Genomic DNA, 18724 nt, shown 5'->3' with positions numbered 1-18724 from the left:
ACGAAGTGGACTTGATTGAGTTATTAAAAGCCTTGATTTTAGGCTTTGTAGAAGGAATGACCGAGTTCGCACCTGTATCATCAACAGGTCATATGATCATTGTTGATGATATGTGGCTGAAAACAAAGGAATTTTTAGGCTCTAGCTCTGCAAACACATTTAAAATTGTCATTCAGCTTGGATCGATTTTAGCCGTTGTTGTCGTTATGTGGAAGCGCATGTTGAGCTTAGTAGGTTTATATAAAATTCAAGGGCAAACGTCAAAGCAACGTTTTCATTTAGGGCATGTAATTGCTGGTATTATTCCAGCAGGTATTTTTGGTGTACTATTTGAAGATATGATTGATGAGCATTTATTTTCTATTCATACTGTAATCATTGGGTTAATTATTGGGGCAATTTTAATGATTATTGCTGATAAATTTGGACCAAAGAAGCCAGCGATTACATCATTAGACCAAATTTCATATGGCAAAGCATTGAAAATTGGGCTTGTGCAATGTTTATCCTTATGGCCAGGCTTCTCGCGCTCGGGCGCAACGATTTCAGGTGGGGTTTTGTTAGGCTTAGACCATAAGACAGCAGCAGACTTCACATTTATTATGGCTGTGCCGATTATGGCAGGGGCAAGTGGCCTATCGTTAATTAAACATTGGGAGGATATTAATCCAGATCATTTTACGTTTTATGTGGTCGGCTTTATTAGTGCCTTTGTCTTTGCATTACTATCAATTAAATTCTTCTTGAAATTAATTTCACGTATTAAGCTAACACCGTTTGCCATTTACCGTATCGTGCTAGCGGCAGTGTTATTAGTTGTGCTATATTTCTAAGCAATAAAAGACATAATATGCTCCCTATTAGGTAGACAGATTGAAAAATAAAATCTGTTTATCGAAATGGGGAGCTTTCTTATGCCTAAAAAATCATTTGCAATAACATGGAGCTGAATTTTGTAAAAGAGCGGTCTGCTTACTTACTTGTCTTTTTTAGAAATTAACGGTGTTTTCGGTTTTCTTTCACAACAATATGTCAATCCTATATTACGATGATAAACCAAAAATTAATGTTATTTCCTTATTTTATGATAGCCTATATAATATATTTGAAGGAAGTGGTAAAATGCAAAAAACAAGAAATAAAGATAGTCAAAAAATACACTATGGCTTTTTATTGATGATGGTCATTTGTTTCATAGCTAAAGATAAAAGCCCAATATTTATTTATCTCGGTTATTTTTTCGGCTCTATCGGGTTGTATTGCGCCCGAATAGACTATAAATTCACCAATGTTAAAAAATATAATAGGCTCAAATATACTGGAATCATTCTTATTATTTACACTTCAATACAATTGTTAATGAGCATTTTTAGCGTAGTCAGCTAAGAGAGATAGCATAATAATTAGAAATTACTTATGAGTTAGCCTTTCATGTTTGTCCATAAGAGCCTAATGCTTTCTTTGTAAAATCAATATAAAAAAGTGCTACCTTTCTTCGTATTGATTAAGTAGGTAGCACTTTTTGATTGAGATGAATTTTATGTTTAGCAATTACTTTTTGTAAATTCGAATTTGGAACAAAGTAAGTATAATATGAAATTATCTATTAACTTACTCTTATTTAGTGAAGAATTATAGTTAAAAATACGATAGATCCATATAAAATAGACTCAGACATGTTGATTATGTAAATATTTTCTATTAATCGACGTGTTTTTCGGGAGAAACGCTTTTTATCCCGTATTAACAGGCTGTAAGATCCCCACTTCAAAATAGTGAGTGGAGGATGGCGACTCCAGCGGAAAAAGTGTGAGCTGAAATAAATTAGTTGAAGCCGCACCCGCGGAAAGTGTTCACCCGCAACAGAAATCAACGAATTCTTAGGTATTCTCTGTAAAATAAAGGCTAATCAACACGCCTGAAATGGGCTATACTTTATTACTGTTTATTTTTTAATAACTCAATAAGTGTGTCCAGCTTCGCGCTTATTTCCTTTTGTTGTTTTGCTCCATCGCTTACTCGCTTAAAGAAAATGATGATTGCACCAATGATTAAAAATGCAAAAAGTAAAAAGAGCATTGTAGAAATAATATCGCCAGCATGAAATGTACTATTCATGAAAACAACCCCCTTGTAAGTATATATTAACATTTATGTAAGTGAAAAGGATGAGTGTATTTGAATTTATAGCAGTATTTGCGAACTTTCGAAAAATAGCAAGTGGCTGCCTGACAATTTTCCAGACAGCCACTGTGCTTCTACTTATTGAATAAATCAAATAACCCACCGATACCGCCTTCATCATTTGATTTACCACCGCCACCTTTGCGAGCTGGTGCTGCTGCGAATACGCGGCTTGCTAATCGGCTAAATGGCAATGATTGCACCCATACAGTGCCAGGTCCTCGTAACGTTGCTAAAAATAGTCCCTCTCCACCGAATAATGCTGTTTTTACACCGCTTACCATTTCGATATTGTAATCAACATCTCTCGTCATCGCAACGAGACAGCCTGTATCGACACGTAATGTTTCACCAGGCTGTAGATTATGACGATGAATGGTTCCACCCGCATGAATAAATGCCATACCATCGCCTTCGAGCTTTTGCATAATGAAACCTTCTCCACCGAAAAAGCCTGTTGCTATTTTACGCTGGAATTCAATACCGACAGAAACACCCTTTGCTGCAGCTAAAAAGGCGTCCTTTTGACAAATAATTTTTCCGTTCCAAACGCTTAAATCAATCGGAATAATTTTTCCAGGGTACGGTGCGGCAAAGTAAACATGGCGTTTGCCAGAGCCTGTATTTGTAAATGTCGTCATAAATAAACTTTCACCCGTTAATAAACGCTTGCCAGCACCCATTAATTTATTCATGAGACCTCCACTAGTACTTGTAGAGCCATCACCAAATATTGTTTCCATACGAATATTATCTGTCATCATCATTAAGCTACCAGCCTCCGCTACAACGGTTTCAGATGGATCAAGCTCAACTTCTACAAATTGCATATCATCCCCGTAAAGCTTGTAATCAATTTCGTGGTTATTCATTATTATTTCCTCCTGTCGATTATTCCTTGCGAAATCTGAATCCAGTTTAAAGTCTGTGACATCCATCAGAGACTTTATTTTGATTCAGCTCTTTTAGAAATCAAACGATAATTTTACTATGTATGTACGCATTGTAAATAAAAGAAGTTTCAAAAATATTAAAATTATTTTTAAAATTAGAAAAAAAGGGTTTGAAGCAGTTAATGTCGAATAATTCGTAATGTAACACAAGAAACAAAGTTTTTGCGTACGGAAAGGAGAGACTAAATGGAGCTGAAAAACTATATAGCTGGGGAATGGGTTGAGAGCGAATTGCAAACGATACCAATTATGAATCCAGCAACAGGTGAGCAACTAGGTACAGTGCCACTCTCAACAAAAACGGAGATTGATGTGGCTGTTCAAGCTGCAAAAGAAGCACAGAAAAGTTGGGCGTTAATCCCCGCCCCAAAACGTGCAGATTATTTATATGAAATTGGTTTTAAATTGAAAGAGAAAAAGGAATATTTAGCTCAAGTTTTGACGAAAGAAATGGGGAAAGTAATCGAAGAGGCACGTGGAGAGGTACAAGAAGGCATCGATATGGCACTGTACATGGCTGGCGAAGGTCGCAGATTATTTGGTGAAACAGCACCGTCAGAGCTGGCAAATAAATTTGCGATGAGCGTGCGTGCTCCCATCGGCGTCGTTGGATTAATTACACCGTGGAATTTCCCAATTGCTATTGCAACATGGAAGTCGTTTCCTGCACTTGTAGCAGGGAATACATTCGTTTGGAAGCCTTCTAATGAAACGCCAATGATGGCATATGAGCTGGCGAAAATTTTTGAGGAAGTCGGCTTGCCCAAAGGTGTAGCAAATGTTGTATTCGGTACGGGGCCAACGATTGGTACAGCGATGATTGAGCATCCTGATGTGCGCGTCATTTCCTTTACTGGTTCAACGGCTACTGGTAGTAAGGTAGCGGAGCTTGGTGGTAAGCACTTAAAGAAAATATCGCTAGAAATGGGCGGTAAAAATGCAGTCATCGTCATGGATGACGCAGATGTTGATTTAGCTGTACAAGGCATCGTTTGGAGTGCCTTTGGAACAGCGGGGCAGCGCTGTACAGCATGTAGCCGTATCATTGTACATCGCGATGTGAAAGAAGAGCTAGAAGAAAAGCTACTTAAAGAAATGCGAGCGATTACAATTGGTGATGGGCTTGATCCAAAAGTAAAGGTGGGTCCTGTGATTAATCGTCAAGCGCTTGAAAAAATTAATCATTATGTCCAGCTTGGCAAACAAGAAGGAGCAACGTTATTAACGGGTGGCCGCATTTTAACAGGTGAACCGTATGATAAAGGTTTTTATTTTGAACCGACTGTTTTCACAAATGTTCAACCAAATATGATTATTGCACAGGAGGAAATTTTCGGTCCTGTCGTGAGTATTATTGAGATTGATAGCTTAGAGCAGGCGATTGAAGTAAATAATGGTGTACGATTCGGCTTATCGAGTTCTATTTTCTCGCGTAATGTGAATACGATATTTAAAGCACAGCAGCTTTTAGATACAGGCATTGTTTATGTAAATGCAGGAACAACGGGAGCTGAAATCCATCTACCATTTGGTGGAACAAAAGGCACTGGTAATGGTCATCGTGATTCAGGTCAAGCCGCACTCGACGTCTACACAGAGTGGAAAAGTGTTTATGTAGATTACAGTGGCACATTGCAAAGGGCACAGATAGATACTTAGTATATTCAGCGGAAAGTATTGAGTTGCAATGGAATATACAGTTTTTGCGAGAAGTGATTTTGATTTACTTATCATGACATACTAAATAAAAGGGGTTGGATTACATGAAAATAGTAGTTCTAGGTGCAGGCTTAATGGGAAAAGAAGTAGCACGAGATTTAGTAGCAAGTGAATCAGTTGAAAAAGTATACTTAGCAGACTTAGTAATAAGTGCGGCGGAGGAATTTGTCGCTACATTAAATACAAATAAAGTAGAAGTGATTGAACTCGATGCCACATCAGAAGAATCATTGCAAAATGTTATGTCAAAAGGAAATGTTGCCATCAACGCATTATTTTATGAATTCAATGAAGCAGTAGCAAAGGCGGCTATTGCGACAGGTGTTCATGCAGTTGACCTAGGTGGACATATAGGTGGTGTGACAGAGCATGTATTGGCAATGGCAGATGAAGCAAAGGCAGCGGGCGTAACAATCATACCAGATTTAGGCGTTGCACCGGGGATGGTTAATATTTTAGCAGGGTATGGGGCGACAAAGCTTGATAAGGTAGAATCTATTAAACTATATGTAGGTGGGATTCCTACAGAGCCAAAACCGCCGTTGCATTATACACATGTATTCTCTTTGGACGGTGTGTTTGACCACTATACTGAGCCGTCAAAAATGATTCAAGATAGTAAATTAACAGAAGTAGAGTCATTAACAGGCGTAGAGCCAATTTATTTCGATGAATTTGGTGTATTAGAGGCGTTTTATACATCAGGTGGGATTTCAACATTGTATCAAACATTCCCAGATGTAAAAACGTTAGAGTACAAAACTATTCGTTATAAAGGGCATGTTGAGAAATTTAAGCTATTAGCAGATTTAGACTTCTTAAGCAAAGATAATGTTGTAGAGGCAGGCGGTCACGAAGTAAGTGTGCGTGAAGTTGTACGTGAGGCTTTAAAGAAAAAGCTAGAGCTTGGAAAGAAAGTAGATGCCGTATTGTTACGTGCGATTGTAGCTGGTGAAAAATCAGAAGAGCAAGTAACATATGAGTATGAAATGATCGTGAAAAAGGACTTAGAAACAGGTGTAACAGCGATGGCACGTGCAACGGCTAACACAGCATCTGTTGTTGCTCAAATGATAGGCAGTGGTTTAATTTCAGAGCATGGTGTTTTCGCACCAGAATCAATTGTGCCAGGTGGGGTATACATTGAGGAAATGGCAAAGCGCGGTGTAGATATTAAAGAAACTTCACATCGTTCTACATTGATTGTAAAATGGTAAGATGAAATATGGCTGTAGGGGGAAGGAGGCGTGATACCTCATTTCTACTACAGCCATATATTTTTTTCAGACTTTTCTAATAAAGTTGTAACGAAACTTATCGTGACTCGTCTTATTTAATGACATGGAAATATAACCATAAAAAGGAGTGGAGAAAAACATGATGAAAAAGCGAGCAATAGTCGCTATTTTTGCTGCATGTATGATGCTTATCGCAGCAACTACGTTGTTCGGAAATAAAACAATGGCGAGTACAGCTACATCTGTATTGGAAGGGCAGCCATTTTACGCTGAACTTTCAGGAAATATTGAAGCCGCTAGTTTAACGAATGGCAAGGTGTATGTGACAGATGCTAGTGGAAAGAAAGTGGATGCACGCCTAACATTAAACGAAACAGCTGATGCAATTATCGTTTCGGGTTTAAGCCAAGGAAAATACACGCTACATGTTGAAAAAGGAGCGTATAAGAAATTGTCATTAAACAATAAGAAAAATGCTATTAAGTTTGATGTTGTGAAAGAAGTGAAGCAAATAAAATCAACAAAGGATTTAGTTACGTACTTTGAAACGGTATTAAACAATCAACATTTCACTCGTAGCGGAGCGAAAGAGGAGATGTCTGATGCTTCTGTAGGAAGTGAAGCATCCAACAGTAAATCTTCAGATCATTCTACAACGAATAATCAAGTAGATGGTATTGAGGAAGGCGATATTGTTGTGACAGATGGGCGCTATATTTATGCCATTATTGAAAATGAGCTTGTCATTACAGATGCAAAAAACCCTAAAAAAATGGAGATTGTTGCAAAAAAAGCATTTAAGGAGCAACAATATTTATCAAATTTAATTTTGCACGATTCATTACTAATCGTTGCTTATAGTAGCTATGAGGAACGCCCTCTAGCCGGAAAAGATTATATGCAGACGATTACGTTATCAAAATTTGCATTTTTTGATGTGAAAGACGCAAAAAATCCAAAACTAGTACGCGAAATTGGGCAGGAAGGACACACGGCGGGTATACGTAAGCAGGGAGACTTTTTATACATGGTAACAAATTCTGCGCCTCATTACTGGCTGTTACGTGAAGGGGTGGATGTAGAATTACGCCCATACATGTATGATAGTAATGTTCAAAGTACATCACAGCCGATGCCAATTGAAAAGATTTCTATCTTCCCTGGCAATACAGAGCCGAATTATACAACCTTATCGGCGATTGATTTGAAGAATTTAGCTAAAAATGAAGTGAAAACCGAAAGTTATTTAGGTAGTGGCTCGCAGCTATATATGTCACAAAAGGCAATTTACGTGACAGCCCCTAAATATAATAATTTGATAGGCCCAGCAACAACGGTGACGAATCGTATGGCGGTTGATATGATGATTATGCCAATGACATCAAATACGCAAATTTATAAGTTTACGATCGATAAAACAGCTATTAAATTAGCTGCGCAGGCAGAAGTAAAAGGAACGCCATTAAATCAATTCTCGATGGATGAATATGAAGGCCATTTCCGCATTGCCACAACAGAAGGCTTTGCATGGGGGCGCAATGCTGATTCAAAAAACCATTTGTTCATTTTAGATAGTAACTTAAAGCAAGTAGGTGAAGTAACGGATTTAGCGCGAGGCGAGCGTATTTTCTCTGCACGCTTTATGGGCGATAAAGCATATCTAGTAACATTTAAAGAAGTGGACCCGCTATTTGTGATCGATGTGGCAAATCCAACGAAACCCAAAGTGTTAGGAGAGCTAAAAATTCCGGGCTTCAGCAACTATTTACATCCGCTTGATGATAAGCATTTAATCGGTATCGGCTACGATACAGAAGTTCGCATGAACGAATATTCGAAAGAGCCATTTGTTGTAACAAAAGGCATGAAGCTCGCTTTATTTGATGTAAGTGACCTAGCAAATCCGAAAGAAAAAGCAGCGGTTATTATCGGTGGGCGTGGCACATATTCGGATGTGCAATACGATCATAAAGCACTGTTGCGCCATATTGAGAAAGGCTACTATGGTTTCCCGGTGACGTTATATGAGGAAAAGAATGCAAATGAAATGCTTTATAAAGGAACAGGCTCACAAGTATATGAAGTGACAACAAAAGGTATTAAGCTAAAAGCTAATTTAATTGAACCAGCACAATCGAGTCAAATGTATGAGGAGTGGGATAAGATGGTGCGTCGCCTGATTTATATCGATGATGCACTTTACGCAATCTCTCAAAACAGCATTATGAGCTATGACTTAAATACTTTTGAGAAATTGAGTACGGTGAATTTTGCGAAGTAAACATTACTACTTGTTTCAAGTTTATTCTTGGAGCAAGTAGTTTTTCTACGTATAGGAAGACGAATGTAAAATGAATGAATAATTGTTGGAAATTAAAAAGAAACCTCTTTAAAGGGTTAGTAAAAGGTGTCTAAAAAGCAATACGCTAGCTTGCTTTTTAGACACCCTTAAATAATTAACGATATTTCAATATTTCACTAACTGTAACGAATGTATAGCCTTCCTCGCTCAAATATTGCAATACATCTTCTAATCCCTCAGCAGTCGAAACATGGATATCATGCATTAAAATAATCGCATTGTTATGCATGTGGTTTTTAATAATTGGCAGTAGCTGCTTTGCATCGCGGTGTTTCCAATCTAATGTATCAATTGTCCAATTGACAACAGGGATTGGAATTAGTCCATTAACGCGCTGATTTGTTGCACCGTAGGGAGGGCGGAATACAGTAGCTGATTGTCCAATTGCTTGCTGGATTGCTTGCTCTGTCGAATTATACTCTGATAATACTTGCTTGGAGGTAAGTTTTGTTAAAACAGGATGACTCCAAGTGTGATTGCCTACTTCATGACCTGCATCATATACCTCTTGAACAATTTCAGGATAGTACTGTACACGGCTACCAAGCATAAAGAAGGTTGCTTTGGCATTATATTGCTCTAAAAGCTGTAAAACATGTCTCGTTACTTTAGGGTCAGGTCCATCATCGAATGTTAAGGCAACACGTTTAATATGATCTTGCTCAGCGCCATTGTTCGATGTGTCTTGTCCAGATACAATCGTTTCCGTACCGACCATTTGTTCTTGAAATTGCTCGGCAAGAATGGGATTAATATATGAAAGTGAAGTTGTGACAGTGGAGATGCCTAGGTCAGCGCTCGCAATCTCGCCTGAATCGAAATATAACACTAAAGCTTCATTTTGGATAGAAAAGCGCTGGAATAATTTCCATTTCGGTTCGGTTTTTGCTAGCATTTCCTCTTCTAATAAATGTCCTTCAAACTCGACACTATCTGTAATCTGTGAACGAATATGTGTTGAAAGTACTTCTAAATTTTTTAGGTCCTCTCCTAAAATAGCACGTATATCTAATAGTTCACCAGTTTCATTGTTATAAAAATATGTTGTTGCTGTCGTTTTTTCACTACTGTTTGTCCGTAGTTTTTTCTTTAAAACGAACGAGTAATAATGCTCTTTATATGGATATGTTTCAAAAATAATATTCAATTCACCAGGCTCGATTTCATTACTATCTACATTTTTTTCTAAACGCATTTCCGCTATGTAATGTTCTTTTGAAGCGGTAATAAAATTTGTTACAGCTTCATTAAATGAATCTGAAGTAGATTGAGGGTACTGAATCGCATACGGCATGATTTTATCGTTTGAAATATCTGTTACAATACGAATACCAGGAAAGCTAGATTGACTTTCTGTTATTTCACCTTGTACTGTATTTGATTCAGTTTGTTCGGGTTCATCAACCTGTTGGAATTTTGATTCTGGGTTAATGATGGTAAAGAATATAACGGCTGCTGCTAAAACGATGATTGCCCCAATAAGAAGGAGGTCAATCCATGGTCCACGTCTTTTTTTACGTTCATTTTTCATGTTGCTTTAAGGACTCCTTTCTGTTATAAAATATAGACGAATAAGCGTTGAAAAAAGACGACAAATTTTTAAAAAATGTTGATTATTTAAATTTAGTAGATGGCAAAGTATTATTAGATGCAATTAAATGTAAAATTCATCTTAGATAACTTTCGCCCAGAGTCTTGCGAGTGCGCTCAAAAAACTTCTGTGCAAAATCTGTGACATTCGTCAGTTATTCAGCAGTTCATCACCTATTAAGGTAGAAGTATGCTATATGTAACATTTCTTTTTGGCAACAGACAATATTGCGGAATCAAGATAATATTAATAGAACAGGTAGGTTTTGCAGTTAGTTAAGTTAAAATACCAAGGGAGGTTTGAACGATGATAGAGAAGCCCCAGCAAAACGAACTAGCCATTGATTGTTTTCTATTGGCTGGTCGCATTATGATGGAAAGTGGAGCAGAAACATATCGAGTGGAGGATACAATGCTACGAATGGCTCGCTCACAAAATATGAACGACGCCCAAAGCTATGTAACTCCGACAGGTATTATTTTTTCTCTTGGTAAAACACAGCCAACGCGTATTTCAGCTATTTCGACAAGAGTTACGGACTTACATCGTATTGCACTTGTTAATAATGTGTCGCGAAAGCTTACATCTCACATCATAACATTAGAAGAGGCCTATGACGAGTTAAATACGATACAAAAGACAAATTATTTCCTGCCTGTTATTTTGCAAGTGTTAGCAGCCTCCTTCGCTAGTATTAGTTTTTTAATATTATTTGGTGGGATATGGGGAGATATGCCAGCAGCCTTTATTGCAGGGGGCGCAGGACAGTATATCGTGACGGTCATGCAAAGGCTATCGCGAGTGAAGTTTTTCTCAGAGTTCGTTGCAACGCTTGCTGTAGGAACGATTGCTTCTTTAGCGCTTTCCTTTGGATATGGAACACAGGTAGATAAAATTATTATCGGGTCTGTTATGCCGCTCGTACCGGGTCTTCTTATTACAAATGCAGTGCGTGATTTAATGGCAGGGCATTTTACGGCAGGTATGGCAAAGGGAGCCGAAGCTTTTTTAACAGCATCTGCAATCGGTGCAGGTATTGCACTGGTGATGGCATGGTAATGGAGGGGAATAGATGGAGTATGTAATTCAATTAATTTTTAGTTTTATTGCAACAGCTTGTTTCGGTGTTATTTTTAATGCTCCTGTTAAGGCCATCCCATATTGCGGGATTGTTGGTGCGATTGGTTGGTTAATTTACTATGAGCTTGGTATTAATGGAGTAGATGAGGTGAGGGCTTCCTTTGCAGGAGCATTCGTTGTAGCGATTTTAGCGATGGCTCTCGCAAGGAAATTCCGTATGCCAATGATTGTTTATAGTGTATCCGGCATCATTCCGCTTGTTCCAGGAGGAGTTGCTTATAATACAATGCGCAATATCGTTGAGCTGGATTATGCGTTAGGTATGCAAAATGGAATGCGCGTTTTGATGATTTCTGGTGCAATTGCAATGGGTCTCGTATTTGCAGAAGTCATTATGCAAATCTTATTCCGTATGCTGCGTAAAGGAAAGACTTCGATTCAATCGTTTGTGAAAGTGAAAAGGTAGAAAACATGGAACAAGCACATGAAATCAAAGTGATTTCACGTGCTTGTTTTGCTTTATAGCTTTTGATGATAGAGCCCTTTTACATCATTTGCTGTTGTTGGCTTGCATACATAATAACCTTGTACTAAATCACAGCCGAAGTCCTTTAGTAATTTAAATTGCTCAGCAGTTTCAACACCTTCAGCTAACACGATAAGCTGCATCGATTTTGCAAGTTGTATAATCCCACGTACGAGCTGCTCTGTTTTTTCAGATTGCGTCATTGCTCGGATAAATGTTGCGTCGATTTTTACCGTTTTTAAAGGCAGTAGCTGCATATAGCGGAAAGAGGCGTAGCCTGTACCGAAATCATCAAGCACAAAAACGATGCCTTCTTGCTCTAGCTGGCGCATTTGCTTCATAATGGCTGTTTCGCTTTCTGCTTCTAGAGCAAATTTCTCAGTAATTTCAATTTGAATTAAATTTGCAGGGCATTTTGTACGCTCTAATGTTTCTAAAATAGAACGGGCCATATTTTTATCCCGAAATTCGCGAATGGAAACGTTAATGCTAATTTTTAATGAAATACCTTGATCTTGCCATGTCAAAGCTTGCTGACACGCCTGTTCTAAGACAAATGAACCAATCGAGTGAATCAATCCTGTTTCTTCTGCTATCGGTATGAGTTCATCTGGTGTGACAACCCCAATTTCCTCATCCATCCAACGAACAAGTGCCTCAGCCGCTATAATTTTCCCCGTATGCATATCAAGCTGTGGTTGATAGAGAACATTTAAATTTTTCTGATCAAGTGCCAAAAGAAGGCGCTTTTCAATTAAAGCTTGTCGGCTTAAAGCCTTATGTGCCTCGTTAGAGAGCGACATAATGCTATTGCCTCCAGCCTTTCTAACATTTGTAATTGTTTGAACAGAAGCTTTCATCATTTGAGCAAATGTTAATTGATCCTCTGGGAAGCGCGTAATGCTACCACTAATTGAAAGTGGAACTGCAATATTATCATTATAAATAGGATTTTGTTGTAAATAAGATAAAAACCCTTGAATAAACCATTCAGGTAAAGGGGTAATCACAACAAAATCACTCGCATCAATACGTGCAACTGTACTGTCTTGGAAATACATTTTAATGCGTTTAGCAAAATCTCTAGCTAGGCTTTGTGCTGCGTTGAATTCTGATAAGCCCTTTAATGTATAAAATTTATCGATGCTGATATAGACAAAGGAGAAACGGCGCTCTTCTTTTATCATTTCGTTGATTGAGTGCTCTAAACGATGTACATTCATAAAGCCTGTTTCTGTATCGATATAGGCAATCTTTTCAAGCTGTAATTGTATCGTTTTTTCGTTTGTAATGTCTTTTTCGATTAGTAGGAAGGAACGATTCCCTGTTATAGGGATTGCGAGTAAATCGGTCCAATAGAGCATACCGTCCTTTGTTATCTTTTCAGCCTCACCTTGCCATACGTTCCCCTTTTGTATTGTTTCCCAAATTTCTTCAGCAGCTTGCACACCGGTTGAGGATTTAGGGAATAATTGCCAAAAAGATTTTCCAATAACACGCTTTGGCGTCCAGTGACTTGTTTTTAAAAATAAGTCATTACATTGTGTAATAAGCCCTTCATAATCAAGTGTCACGACCATGAAATAAGACATAATACTATTTTTTAAATGGACAAGCGTATCATTGTCGTGTTGGAAGGTACGAATATTTTTCATTGGGATGCAAGTAACTTGTATGCCTTGTTGTTCCTCAAATTGACAGGGTGATGTCATTAGTGCCATTTCTAATAGTTGCTCGTTCTTTGTAACTAGTTGCAATGATTCGAGCTTTAATGCCACATTACTATTTAAAATTGCCTCGTAAATATGAGGAGAAGCGATTGAGAATAACTGCTCAGTAAATATAGCCGACTGAGAAGAAAAATCCTGCGCCTCATAGCCAAATAAATTTTCACAAGCAGATGACCACTCCAATAAGTAACCGCGCTTATTAATAATAAAGGAAGGGAACTGTGTTTGATTTAATAGTTCTTTAGTGACTTTATGTAATTGTAATTTTTTCATATGAATAATCCTCCTCTATTTATATATTTAAAGGGAATGCCTATTAATTGTTTAGGTATAAAGTATGAATAGAATTTTCCTAATTGAGTCTATTATATATCTTTTGAAACGGTATGTGGATGTATTTTAAAAAAATATTCTAAAAAGTGCTACTGATGTTTATTTCGGAGATAACAAGAGAGCGTAATTTCTAAAAAATGTGTAAGTTTCTTTATTTCATATGTACTATAGGGTGATTTAATGGAGTAAAGTTTAATTTTTAAGAATATTGTGGCATAATTATATTTCGGATTACAAAATAAAATAGACCAATCGTCAAAAGCTATGATTAACTCAAGTGGGTGTTTTACTGTTTAAGTTTAGTAGGCATACTGAAAGGTGTGTTGTAAAGAGTAGTAAGGGGTGTTGAGATGAAAACGGTATTTTCTTATGTGAAGCCATATAAATGGCCTGCTATAATTGCGCTTATTTTAATGTTAATTGAATTATTCGTGGAGCTGGCGCAACCATTGATTATGGCGAAGATAGTGGATGATGGGATTTTAGCGCAGGATGGACAAGCAATATGGTACTGGGGTTTAGTGATGTTTGCACTATCGATATTGGCGTTAGTAGTAGGAATTACTAACTCTTATTTTGCTTCACATGCTGCACAAAGTTTTAGCTATGATTTACGTAATGCTTTATTTAGTAGAATTCAGTCATTTACAATGGCAACCTATTTAAAGTTTCCCACTTCAAGCTTAATTACTCGTTTAACGAGTGATATTACGCAAGTTCAAAACGTCTTTTTCATGAGCTTACGCATTATGCTAAGAGCGCCGCTTGCGGTAGTCGGAAGCATGGTGATGGCGTTTATCGTTAATGCGAAAATCGCGATGTTTTTAATGATTGGTGCACCAATTTTAGTCATTTTTTTAGCGATTATGGTCAAGCGAGGCGTGGCCTATTTTAGTAAGGTGCAAGGGCGCCTTGACCGCGTGAATCGTGTGTTACAAGAAAGCTTACAGGCAATGCGCTTAGTGAAAGCTTATATGCGAGGGCACTATGAGGCAAGCCGCTTTAATAAGGTAGCAGAGGCTTTAAAAATCGATACGGTAAAAGCTTTGCGTACGATGGAGCTCATTATGCCAATTTTACTATTAATCATGAACTTAAGCTTGCTAGCAGTGCTTTGGTTTGGCGCAAATGAGGTGAGCAACAGCAATGCACAAGTAGGTGATTTAATTGCCATCGTCAATTATGCGATGCGTATGACAGGTTCGTTTTCAATGTTTGCCTTCATCATTATCGCCTTTGCACGTGCGAAGGCATCGTCGGAGCGCATGGAGGAAATTTTACTTGTTGAGGATGGGCTTGAAGTTCGCACAGGACAGGCGCTAGAATTTAATGAATCTGAATTAGGGACAGTGCGTTTTGAAAATGTATCTTTTGCTTATAATGCTAAGCAAAATGTCATACATAATGTATCGTTTGATGTAAAGCAAGGGGAGAAGCTAGCAATTATGGGGGCGACAGGTGCTGGAAAATCGACATTGCTCAATTTAATTCCTCGTTTTTATGAAGCAACAGATGGGCGAGTATTTGTAAATGGACGTGATGTGAAAGCATGGGATTTGGATGATTTGCGTGCGATGATTGGCTTTGTACCGCAGCAATCCTTGCTTTTCACAGGCTCAATCTTGGAAAATGTTAGCTGGGGGAAAGTCGATGCTAGTTTAACCGAAGTAGAAGCAGCAGCGACACAGGCACAAATACATGAATCTGTAGAAAGCTTCCCAAATGCTTATGAGACACGTGTGGGGCAAAAAGGTGTGAATTTATCTGGTGGGCAAAAACAGCGTTTGTCGATTGCGCGTGCTTTGATTCGCAAATCGCAAATATTAATACTGGATGATAGTACATCTGCACTAGATGTAAAAACAGAGGCTGCTTTATGGGCTGCTTTAGAGGAAGAACGTGCAACGATGCTCGTTGTGACACAGAAAATTCGCACAGCGCGTGGAGCTGATCGTATTTTGCTTTTGGATGCGGGGCGCGTTGTAGGCTTCGGTAGCCATGATGAGCTTTTACAAACGAGTGAGTTATATAAAAAAATTGCACAATCACAGCAGGAACAGGGGGATGAGCTATGAAATTCCTTGAAAAACCTTTTGGCTACGAGCGTGTATTAACAAAGGAAGATTTACAGCAAAAACCGAAGAAGCAAAAAGGACCACGAGCAAATAATTGGAAGTCGGTATTAGCGCGTATTTGGAAAATTGTTGATGAGCAGCGCTTCCTATTAGTTATGGTGCTTTTGATGGTTGTTATTAGTTCTGCTTTAGCATTAGTCGGTCCATTTTTAATTGGGAAAATGATTGACGACTATATTGTGCCAGGCAATTTTGATGGCATATTATTCATGATTGGTGTTTTAATTGCTATTTATATCATCCTTTCTATATCGCTCTACTTACAAAACTATTGGATGATTGGTATTGCACAGCAAACTATTTATCGTATGCGTGTAGGCGTTTTTAATAAATTTTTACGTCTGCCAATTAGCTTTTTTGATAAAAGACAGCATGGGGAGTTAATGAGCCGTGCAACGAATGATATTGAGACAGTCAGTGCGACATTAAATAGCGCATTTATTCAAGTGTTTTCTAGTGTGCTAACGTTAACGGGAACTGTAGTAGTGATGCTGTATTTAAGCCCCTTGCTAACTTTTTTAACAATGATTATTATTCCTGCCATGTTTATCGCAATGCGTTGGATTACGCGTAGAACAGGTAAGCTTTTTAAGGAACAGCAGGCAGCAGTTGGTGCACTGAATGGGATGATTGAGGAAACGATATCAGGACAGCGTATTGTTAAAGCATTTTCACAGGAGGAACGCGTAAAAGAGGAATTCCAAGAGAAAAGTGCTCGCTTAAGACTAGTTGGCTTTTGGGCGCTGTCGTATTCAGGCTATATTCCAAAAGTAATGCACGCGTTGAATAACGTCAGCTTTGCGGTTGTAGCAGGTGTTGGGGGCTTGCTTGCTTTGAATGGACATGCCTCAATTGGCATGATTGTTATTTTTACCGAATATTCTCGTCAGTTTACACGCCCATTAAATGATTTAGCCAATCAATTTAATACGGTTTTATCTGCTATCGCAGGGGCAGAGCGTGTGTTTGCAATTATGGATGAGAACGATGAAGTAGAGACAGGTCATATTGCTAAGGAGCAGCAGTTAAAAGGAGCAGTAGCTTTTCAAAATGTGTCATTTAAATATGAGCAGGCAGAGGATGAGCATACATTAAATAATGTCAGCTTTTCTGTGAGCCCAGGGCAGACAGCAGCTCTAGTTGGAGCGACAGGTGCTGGGAAGACAACAATTATGCAGCTAATTTCTCGCTTTTATGATACAAATGAAGGGGCGGTATTGTTTGATGGAATTGACGTGCGTGATTTTACGCGTGAAGCATTGCGTAGTCAAATGGCTTTCGTCTTACAGGAACCTTTTTTATTCGAGGCAACGGTTTATGAAAATATTCGCTACGGACGCTTAGATGCCACAGATGAAGAGATTGAAGAAGCAGCTAAAAAGGCGAATGCACATGATTTTATTAGGCAATTACCACAAGGCTATAACACATTATTAACAGCCGATGGAAGTGAAATATCACAAGGGCAGAAGCAATTATTATCGATTGCGCGGGCCTTCGTAGCAGATCCTGTTATTTTATTATTAGATGAAGCAACGAGCAGCATCGACACAGTAACGGAAATGAAAATTCAAGAGGCGCTTGAAGTGCTGATGAAAGGGCGTACAAGCTTTGTCATTGCGCATCGCTTAAATACGATTCGCAATGCAGATGTCGTCTTTGTTATGCAAAAAGGGGAACTTGTTGAGTCAGGTTCACAAGAGGAACTTATTGCGCAAAAGGGTATTTATGCTTCGATGGTAGGTTAAACGAAAGAGGGGAAAGAAATGAGTTTTTCAACTGTTACAGTGTCATTTCCTGTTGATGTGGAAACATTTGAAGAAATGCGTATTTTATGCGCTGAAGCTGGACAAGTGGATAATGTACAGTATGAGTTGATTATGAATTTACAGGCTGTAAAAAATTATGAGATGTCAGGATTTTGTGTGCTTGCTTATGATGATGAATGCGAGCAGCTAATTGGCTTGGCAAGTGCGATAGATATAATGGGGTTACAAACCTATGAATGGTCAATTCTTGTAGCGCCAGCCTATCGCAAGCGAACAATCGGACATTCTTTACTACAGGAAGTGTATAAAGGGCTATCCGCCCGTGGTGCTGAAGGTGCGCTCGCCTTAACTTTAGAGCAAGGACCGTTTGGTGCACAATTTTTAAAGAAAAATGGCTACAGCTATAGTTTTTCTGAGGCGACATTGCAAGGGAAAGCAGAGGCTGCAAGTCAGCTACCTGAAAATATGACAATTCGCGGTTATGAAGAAGTCGATGAGCAAATGTTAGTAGAAACATTTGTAGCAGCATTTGGGGATACTGCTGAAGAGGCCCAAGATTTAATTGCCTACAATACAACATCAGAGCAGCATATTTTATGGGTAGCAGTTATAGAAGATACAGTTGTTGGCACGGTGACAACGCGTGAGGAAGGTGAGGCTCAATGGCTGACAGCACTAGCGGTACATCCGCAATATATGGGGCGCGGCATTGGCTCAGCGTTATTAAAATGGGTACAACAGTTAGCCTTTGATGGTGGACAGCAGCATGTATTGTTAGATGTGGAAATCGACAATGCGCATGCACTCTCCATTTATGAAAAGGCAGGCTTTGTTAAATCCATGCAAATAGATTATTATGTCTATGTAAAATAAGCATAATCTCATCTTTTCTCTCATATAAATATAGTAAACTAAAGGTGTTAGGAAAGGAGTCGTCTGAAAGGTCATTTTAAGGCGGCTCCTTTTAATATGAAAGATAGAGCTGTCTGAAAAGTAATGCTTTTCGGACAGCCCCTTATAATTATGTGAAAAGGAGATTACATCATGCGTATGCCTGCACTACCTAGAAATCGAAATGAAGCAGATAAAAAGACTATTTTTCAA

The 18724-nt window shown here is 38.4% G+C and carries 13 protein-coding genes; 9 read left to right on the top strand and 4 right to left on the bottom strand.

Annotated elements, in window-relative coordinates; all coding sequences use genetic code 11:
* The first annotated feature begins 5 nt into the window (after positions 1-5).
* Positions 6-833 (top strand): undecaprenyl-diphosphate phosphatase, encoded by an 828-nt coding sequence (locus tag C9J34_RS11680; RefSeq protein ID WP_107840054.1) that lies wholly within the window; start codon positions 6-8, stop codon positions 831-833.
* Between the two features lie 1105 nt (positions 834-1938).
* Here C9J34_RS11680 and C9J34_RS11670 read toward each other — a convergent pair.
* Together C9J34_RS11670 and C9J34_RS11665 are read right to left on the bottom strand one after the other, a co-directional pair.
* Positions 1939-2118 (bottom strand): DUF4083 family protein, encoded by a 180-nt coding sequence (locus C9J34_RS11670; RefSeq protein ID WP_193768979.1) that lies wholly within the window; start codon positions 2116-2118, stop codon positions 1939-1941.
* Positions 2119-2258: 140 nt separating this feature from the next.
* Positions 2259-3056, bottom strand: coding sequence for a TIGR00266 family protein (locus tag C9J34_RS11665; RefSeq protein WP_107840051.1), 798 nt, complete (start codon positions 3054-3056; stop codon positions 2259-2261).
* Between the two features lie 267 nt (positions 3057-3323).
* Between C9J34_RS11665 and C9J34_RS11660 the strand changes: the two genes are divergently transcribed.
* The 3 genes from C9J34_RS11660 (at position 3324) to C9J34_RS11650 (ending at position 8375) form a co-directional block, all read left to right on the top strand.
* The gene (locus tag C9J34_RS11660; protein WP_107840050.1) at positions 3324-4796 is read left to right on the top strand and encodes an aldehyde dehydrogenase family protein; all 1473 of its coding nucleotides are present in this window, start codon (positions 3324-3326) and stop codon (positions 4794-4796) included.
* 104 nt (positions 4797-4900) lie between these two features.
* Positions 4901-6073 (top strand): saccharopine dehydrogenase family protein, encoded by a 1173-nt coding sequence (locus C9J34_RS11655; protein ID WP_107840049.1) that lies wholly within the window; start codon positions 4901-4903, stop codon positions 6071-6073.
* A gap of 160 nt (positions 6074-6233) precedes the next feature.
* Positions 6234-8375, top strand: coding sequence for a beta-propeller domain-containing protein (locus C9J34_RS11650; protein WP_107840048.1), 2142 nt, complete (start codon positions 6234-6236; stop codon positions 8373-8375).
* Positions 8376-8550: 175 nt separating this feature from the next.
* Here C9J34_RS11650 and C9J34_RS11645 read toward each other — a convergent pair whose 3' ends face one another.
* A complete protein-coding gene (locus C9J34_RS11645) occupies positions 8551-9987 on the bottom strand; it encodes a polysaccharide deacetylase family protein (protein WP_107840047.1) in 1437 nt (478 codons plus the stop codon).
* 366 nt (positions 9988-10353) lie between these two features.
* Between C9J34_RS11645 and C9J34_RS11640 the strand changes: the two genes are divergently transcribed.
* A complete protein-coding gene (locus C9J34_RS11640) occupies positions 10354-11106 on the top strand; it encodes a threonine/serine exporter family protein (protein ID WP_107840046.1) in 753 nt (250 codons plus the stop codon).
* Between the two features lie 13 nt (positions 11107-11119).
* Positions 11120-11593 carry a threonine/serine exporter family protein gene (locus C9J34_RS11635; protein ID WP_107840045.1) on the top strand — a complete coding sequence of 158 codons (474 nt, stop codon included), beginning with the start codon at positions 11120-11122 and terminating at the stop codon, positions 11591-11593.
* 53 nt (positions 11594-11646) lie between these two features.
* On the opposite strand, the gene C9J34_RS11630 is transcribed toward C9J34_RS11635, so the two are convergent.
* Entirely contained in the window at positions 11647-13656 is a 2010-nt protein-coding gene (locus tag C9J34_RS11630) for a GGDEF domain-containing phosphodiesterase (RefSeq protein ID WP_107840044.1), read from the bottom strand.
* A gap of 410 nt (positions 13657-14066) precedes the next feature.
* Here C9J34_RS11630 and C9J34_RS11625 point away from each other — a divergent pair, with 410 nt between their 5' ends.
* From C9J34_RS11625 to C9J34_RS11615, 3 genes are read left to right on the top strand one after another with little or no spacing between them, the layout of a single operon-like run.
* Complete coding sequence (locus C9J34_RS11625; RefSeq protein WP_107840043.1) at positions 14067-15791, top strand: ABC transporter ATP-binding protein; 1725 nt, start codon at positions 14067-14069, stop codon at positions 15789-15791.
* The gene (locus C9J34_RS11620) at positions 15788-17599 is read left to right on the top strand and encodes an ABC transporter ATP-binding protein (protein WP_107840042.1); all 1812 of its coding nucleotides are present in this window, start codon (positions 15788-15790) and stop codon (positions 17597-17599) included. The genes C9J34_RS11625 and C9J34_RS11620 overlap by 4 nt, the downstream gene beginning before the upstream one ends.
* An 18-nt stretch (positions 17600-17617) precedes the next feature.
* Positions 17618-18493, top strand: a complete 876-nt coding sequence (locus C9J34_RS11615; protein ID WP_107840041.1) for a GNAT family N-acetyltransferase — start codon at positions 17618-17620, stop codon at positions 18491-18493.
* Positions 18494-18724 lie beyond the last annotated feature (231 nt).

Source organism: Metasolibacillus meyeri (genome assembly GCF_003049505.1).
Lineage (GTDB): Bacteria > Bacillota > Bacilli > Bacillales_A > Planococcaceae > Metasolibacillus > Metasolibacillus meyeri.
Note: the sequence above shows the minus strand (reverse complement) of the source record. Positions and strands in the feature narration are given on the sequence as shown.

Bases quoted from the DNA above. Each gene is read 5' to 3' on its own strand.
- C9J34_RS11655 (WP_107840049.1), top strand. From the start codon at position 4,901: ATGAAAATAGTAGTTCTAGGTGCAGGCTTAATGGGAAAAGAAGTAGCA.
- C9J34_RS11670 (WP_193768979.1), bottom strand. From the start codon at position 2,118: ATGAATAGTACATTTCATGCTGGCGATATTATTTCTACAATGCTCTTT.
- C9J34_RS11630 (WP_107840044.1), bottom strand. From the start codon at position 13,656: ATGAAAAAATTACAATTACATAAAGTCACTAAAGAACTATTAAATCAA.
- C9J34_RS11645 (WP_107840047.1), bottom strand. From the start codon at position 9,987: ATGAAAAATGAACGTAAAAAAAGACGTGGACCATGGATTGACCTCCTT.
- C9J34_RS11640 (WP_107840046.1), top strand. From the start codon at position 10,354: ATGATAGAGAAGCCCCAGCAAAACGAACTAGCCATTGATTGTTTTCTA.
- C9J34_RS11620 (WP_107840042.1), top strand. From the start codon at position 15,788: ATGAAATTCCTTGAAAAACCTTTTGGCTACGAGCGTGTATTAACAAAG.
- C9J34_RS11625 (WP_107840043.1), top strand. From the start codon at position 14,067: ATGAAAACGGTATTTTCTTATGTGAAGCCATATAAATGGCCTGCTATA.
- C9J34_RS11615 (WP_107840041.1), top strand. From the start codon at position 17,618: ATGAGTTTTTCAACTGTTACAGTGTCATTTCCTGTTGATGTGGAAACA.
- C9J34_RS11635 (WP_107840045.1), top strand. From the start codon at position 11,120: ATGGAGTATGTAATTCAATTAATTTTTAGTTTTATTGCAACAGCTTGT.
- C9J34_RS11660 (WP_107840050.1), top strand. From the start codon at position 3,324: ATGGAGCTGAAAAACTATATAGCTGGGGAATGGGTTGAGAGCGAATTG.
- C9J34_RS11650 (WP_107840048.1), top strand. From the start codon at position 6,234: ATGATGAAAAAGCGAGCAATAGTCGCTATTTTTGCTGCATGTATGATG.
- C9J34_RS11665 (WP_107840051.1), bottom strand. From the start codon at position 3,056: ATGAATAACCACGAAATTGATTACAAGCTTTACGGGGATGATATGCAA.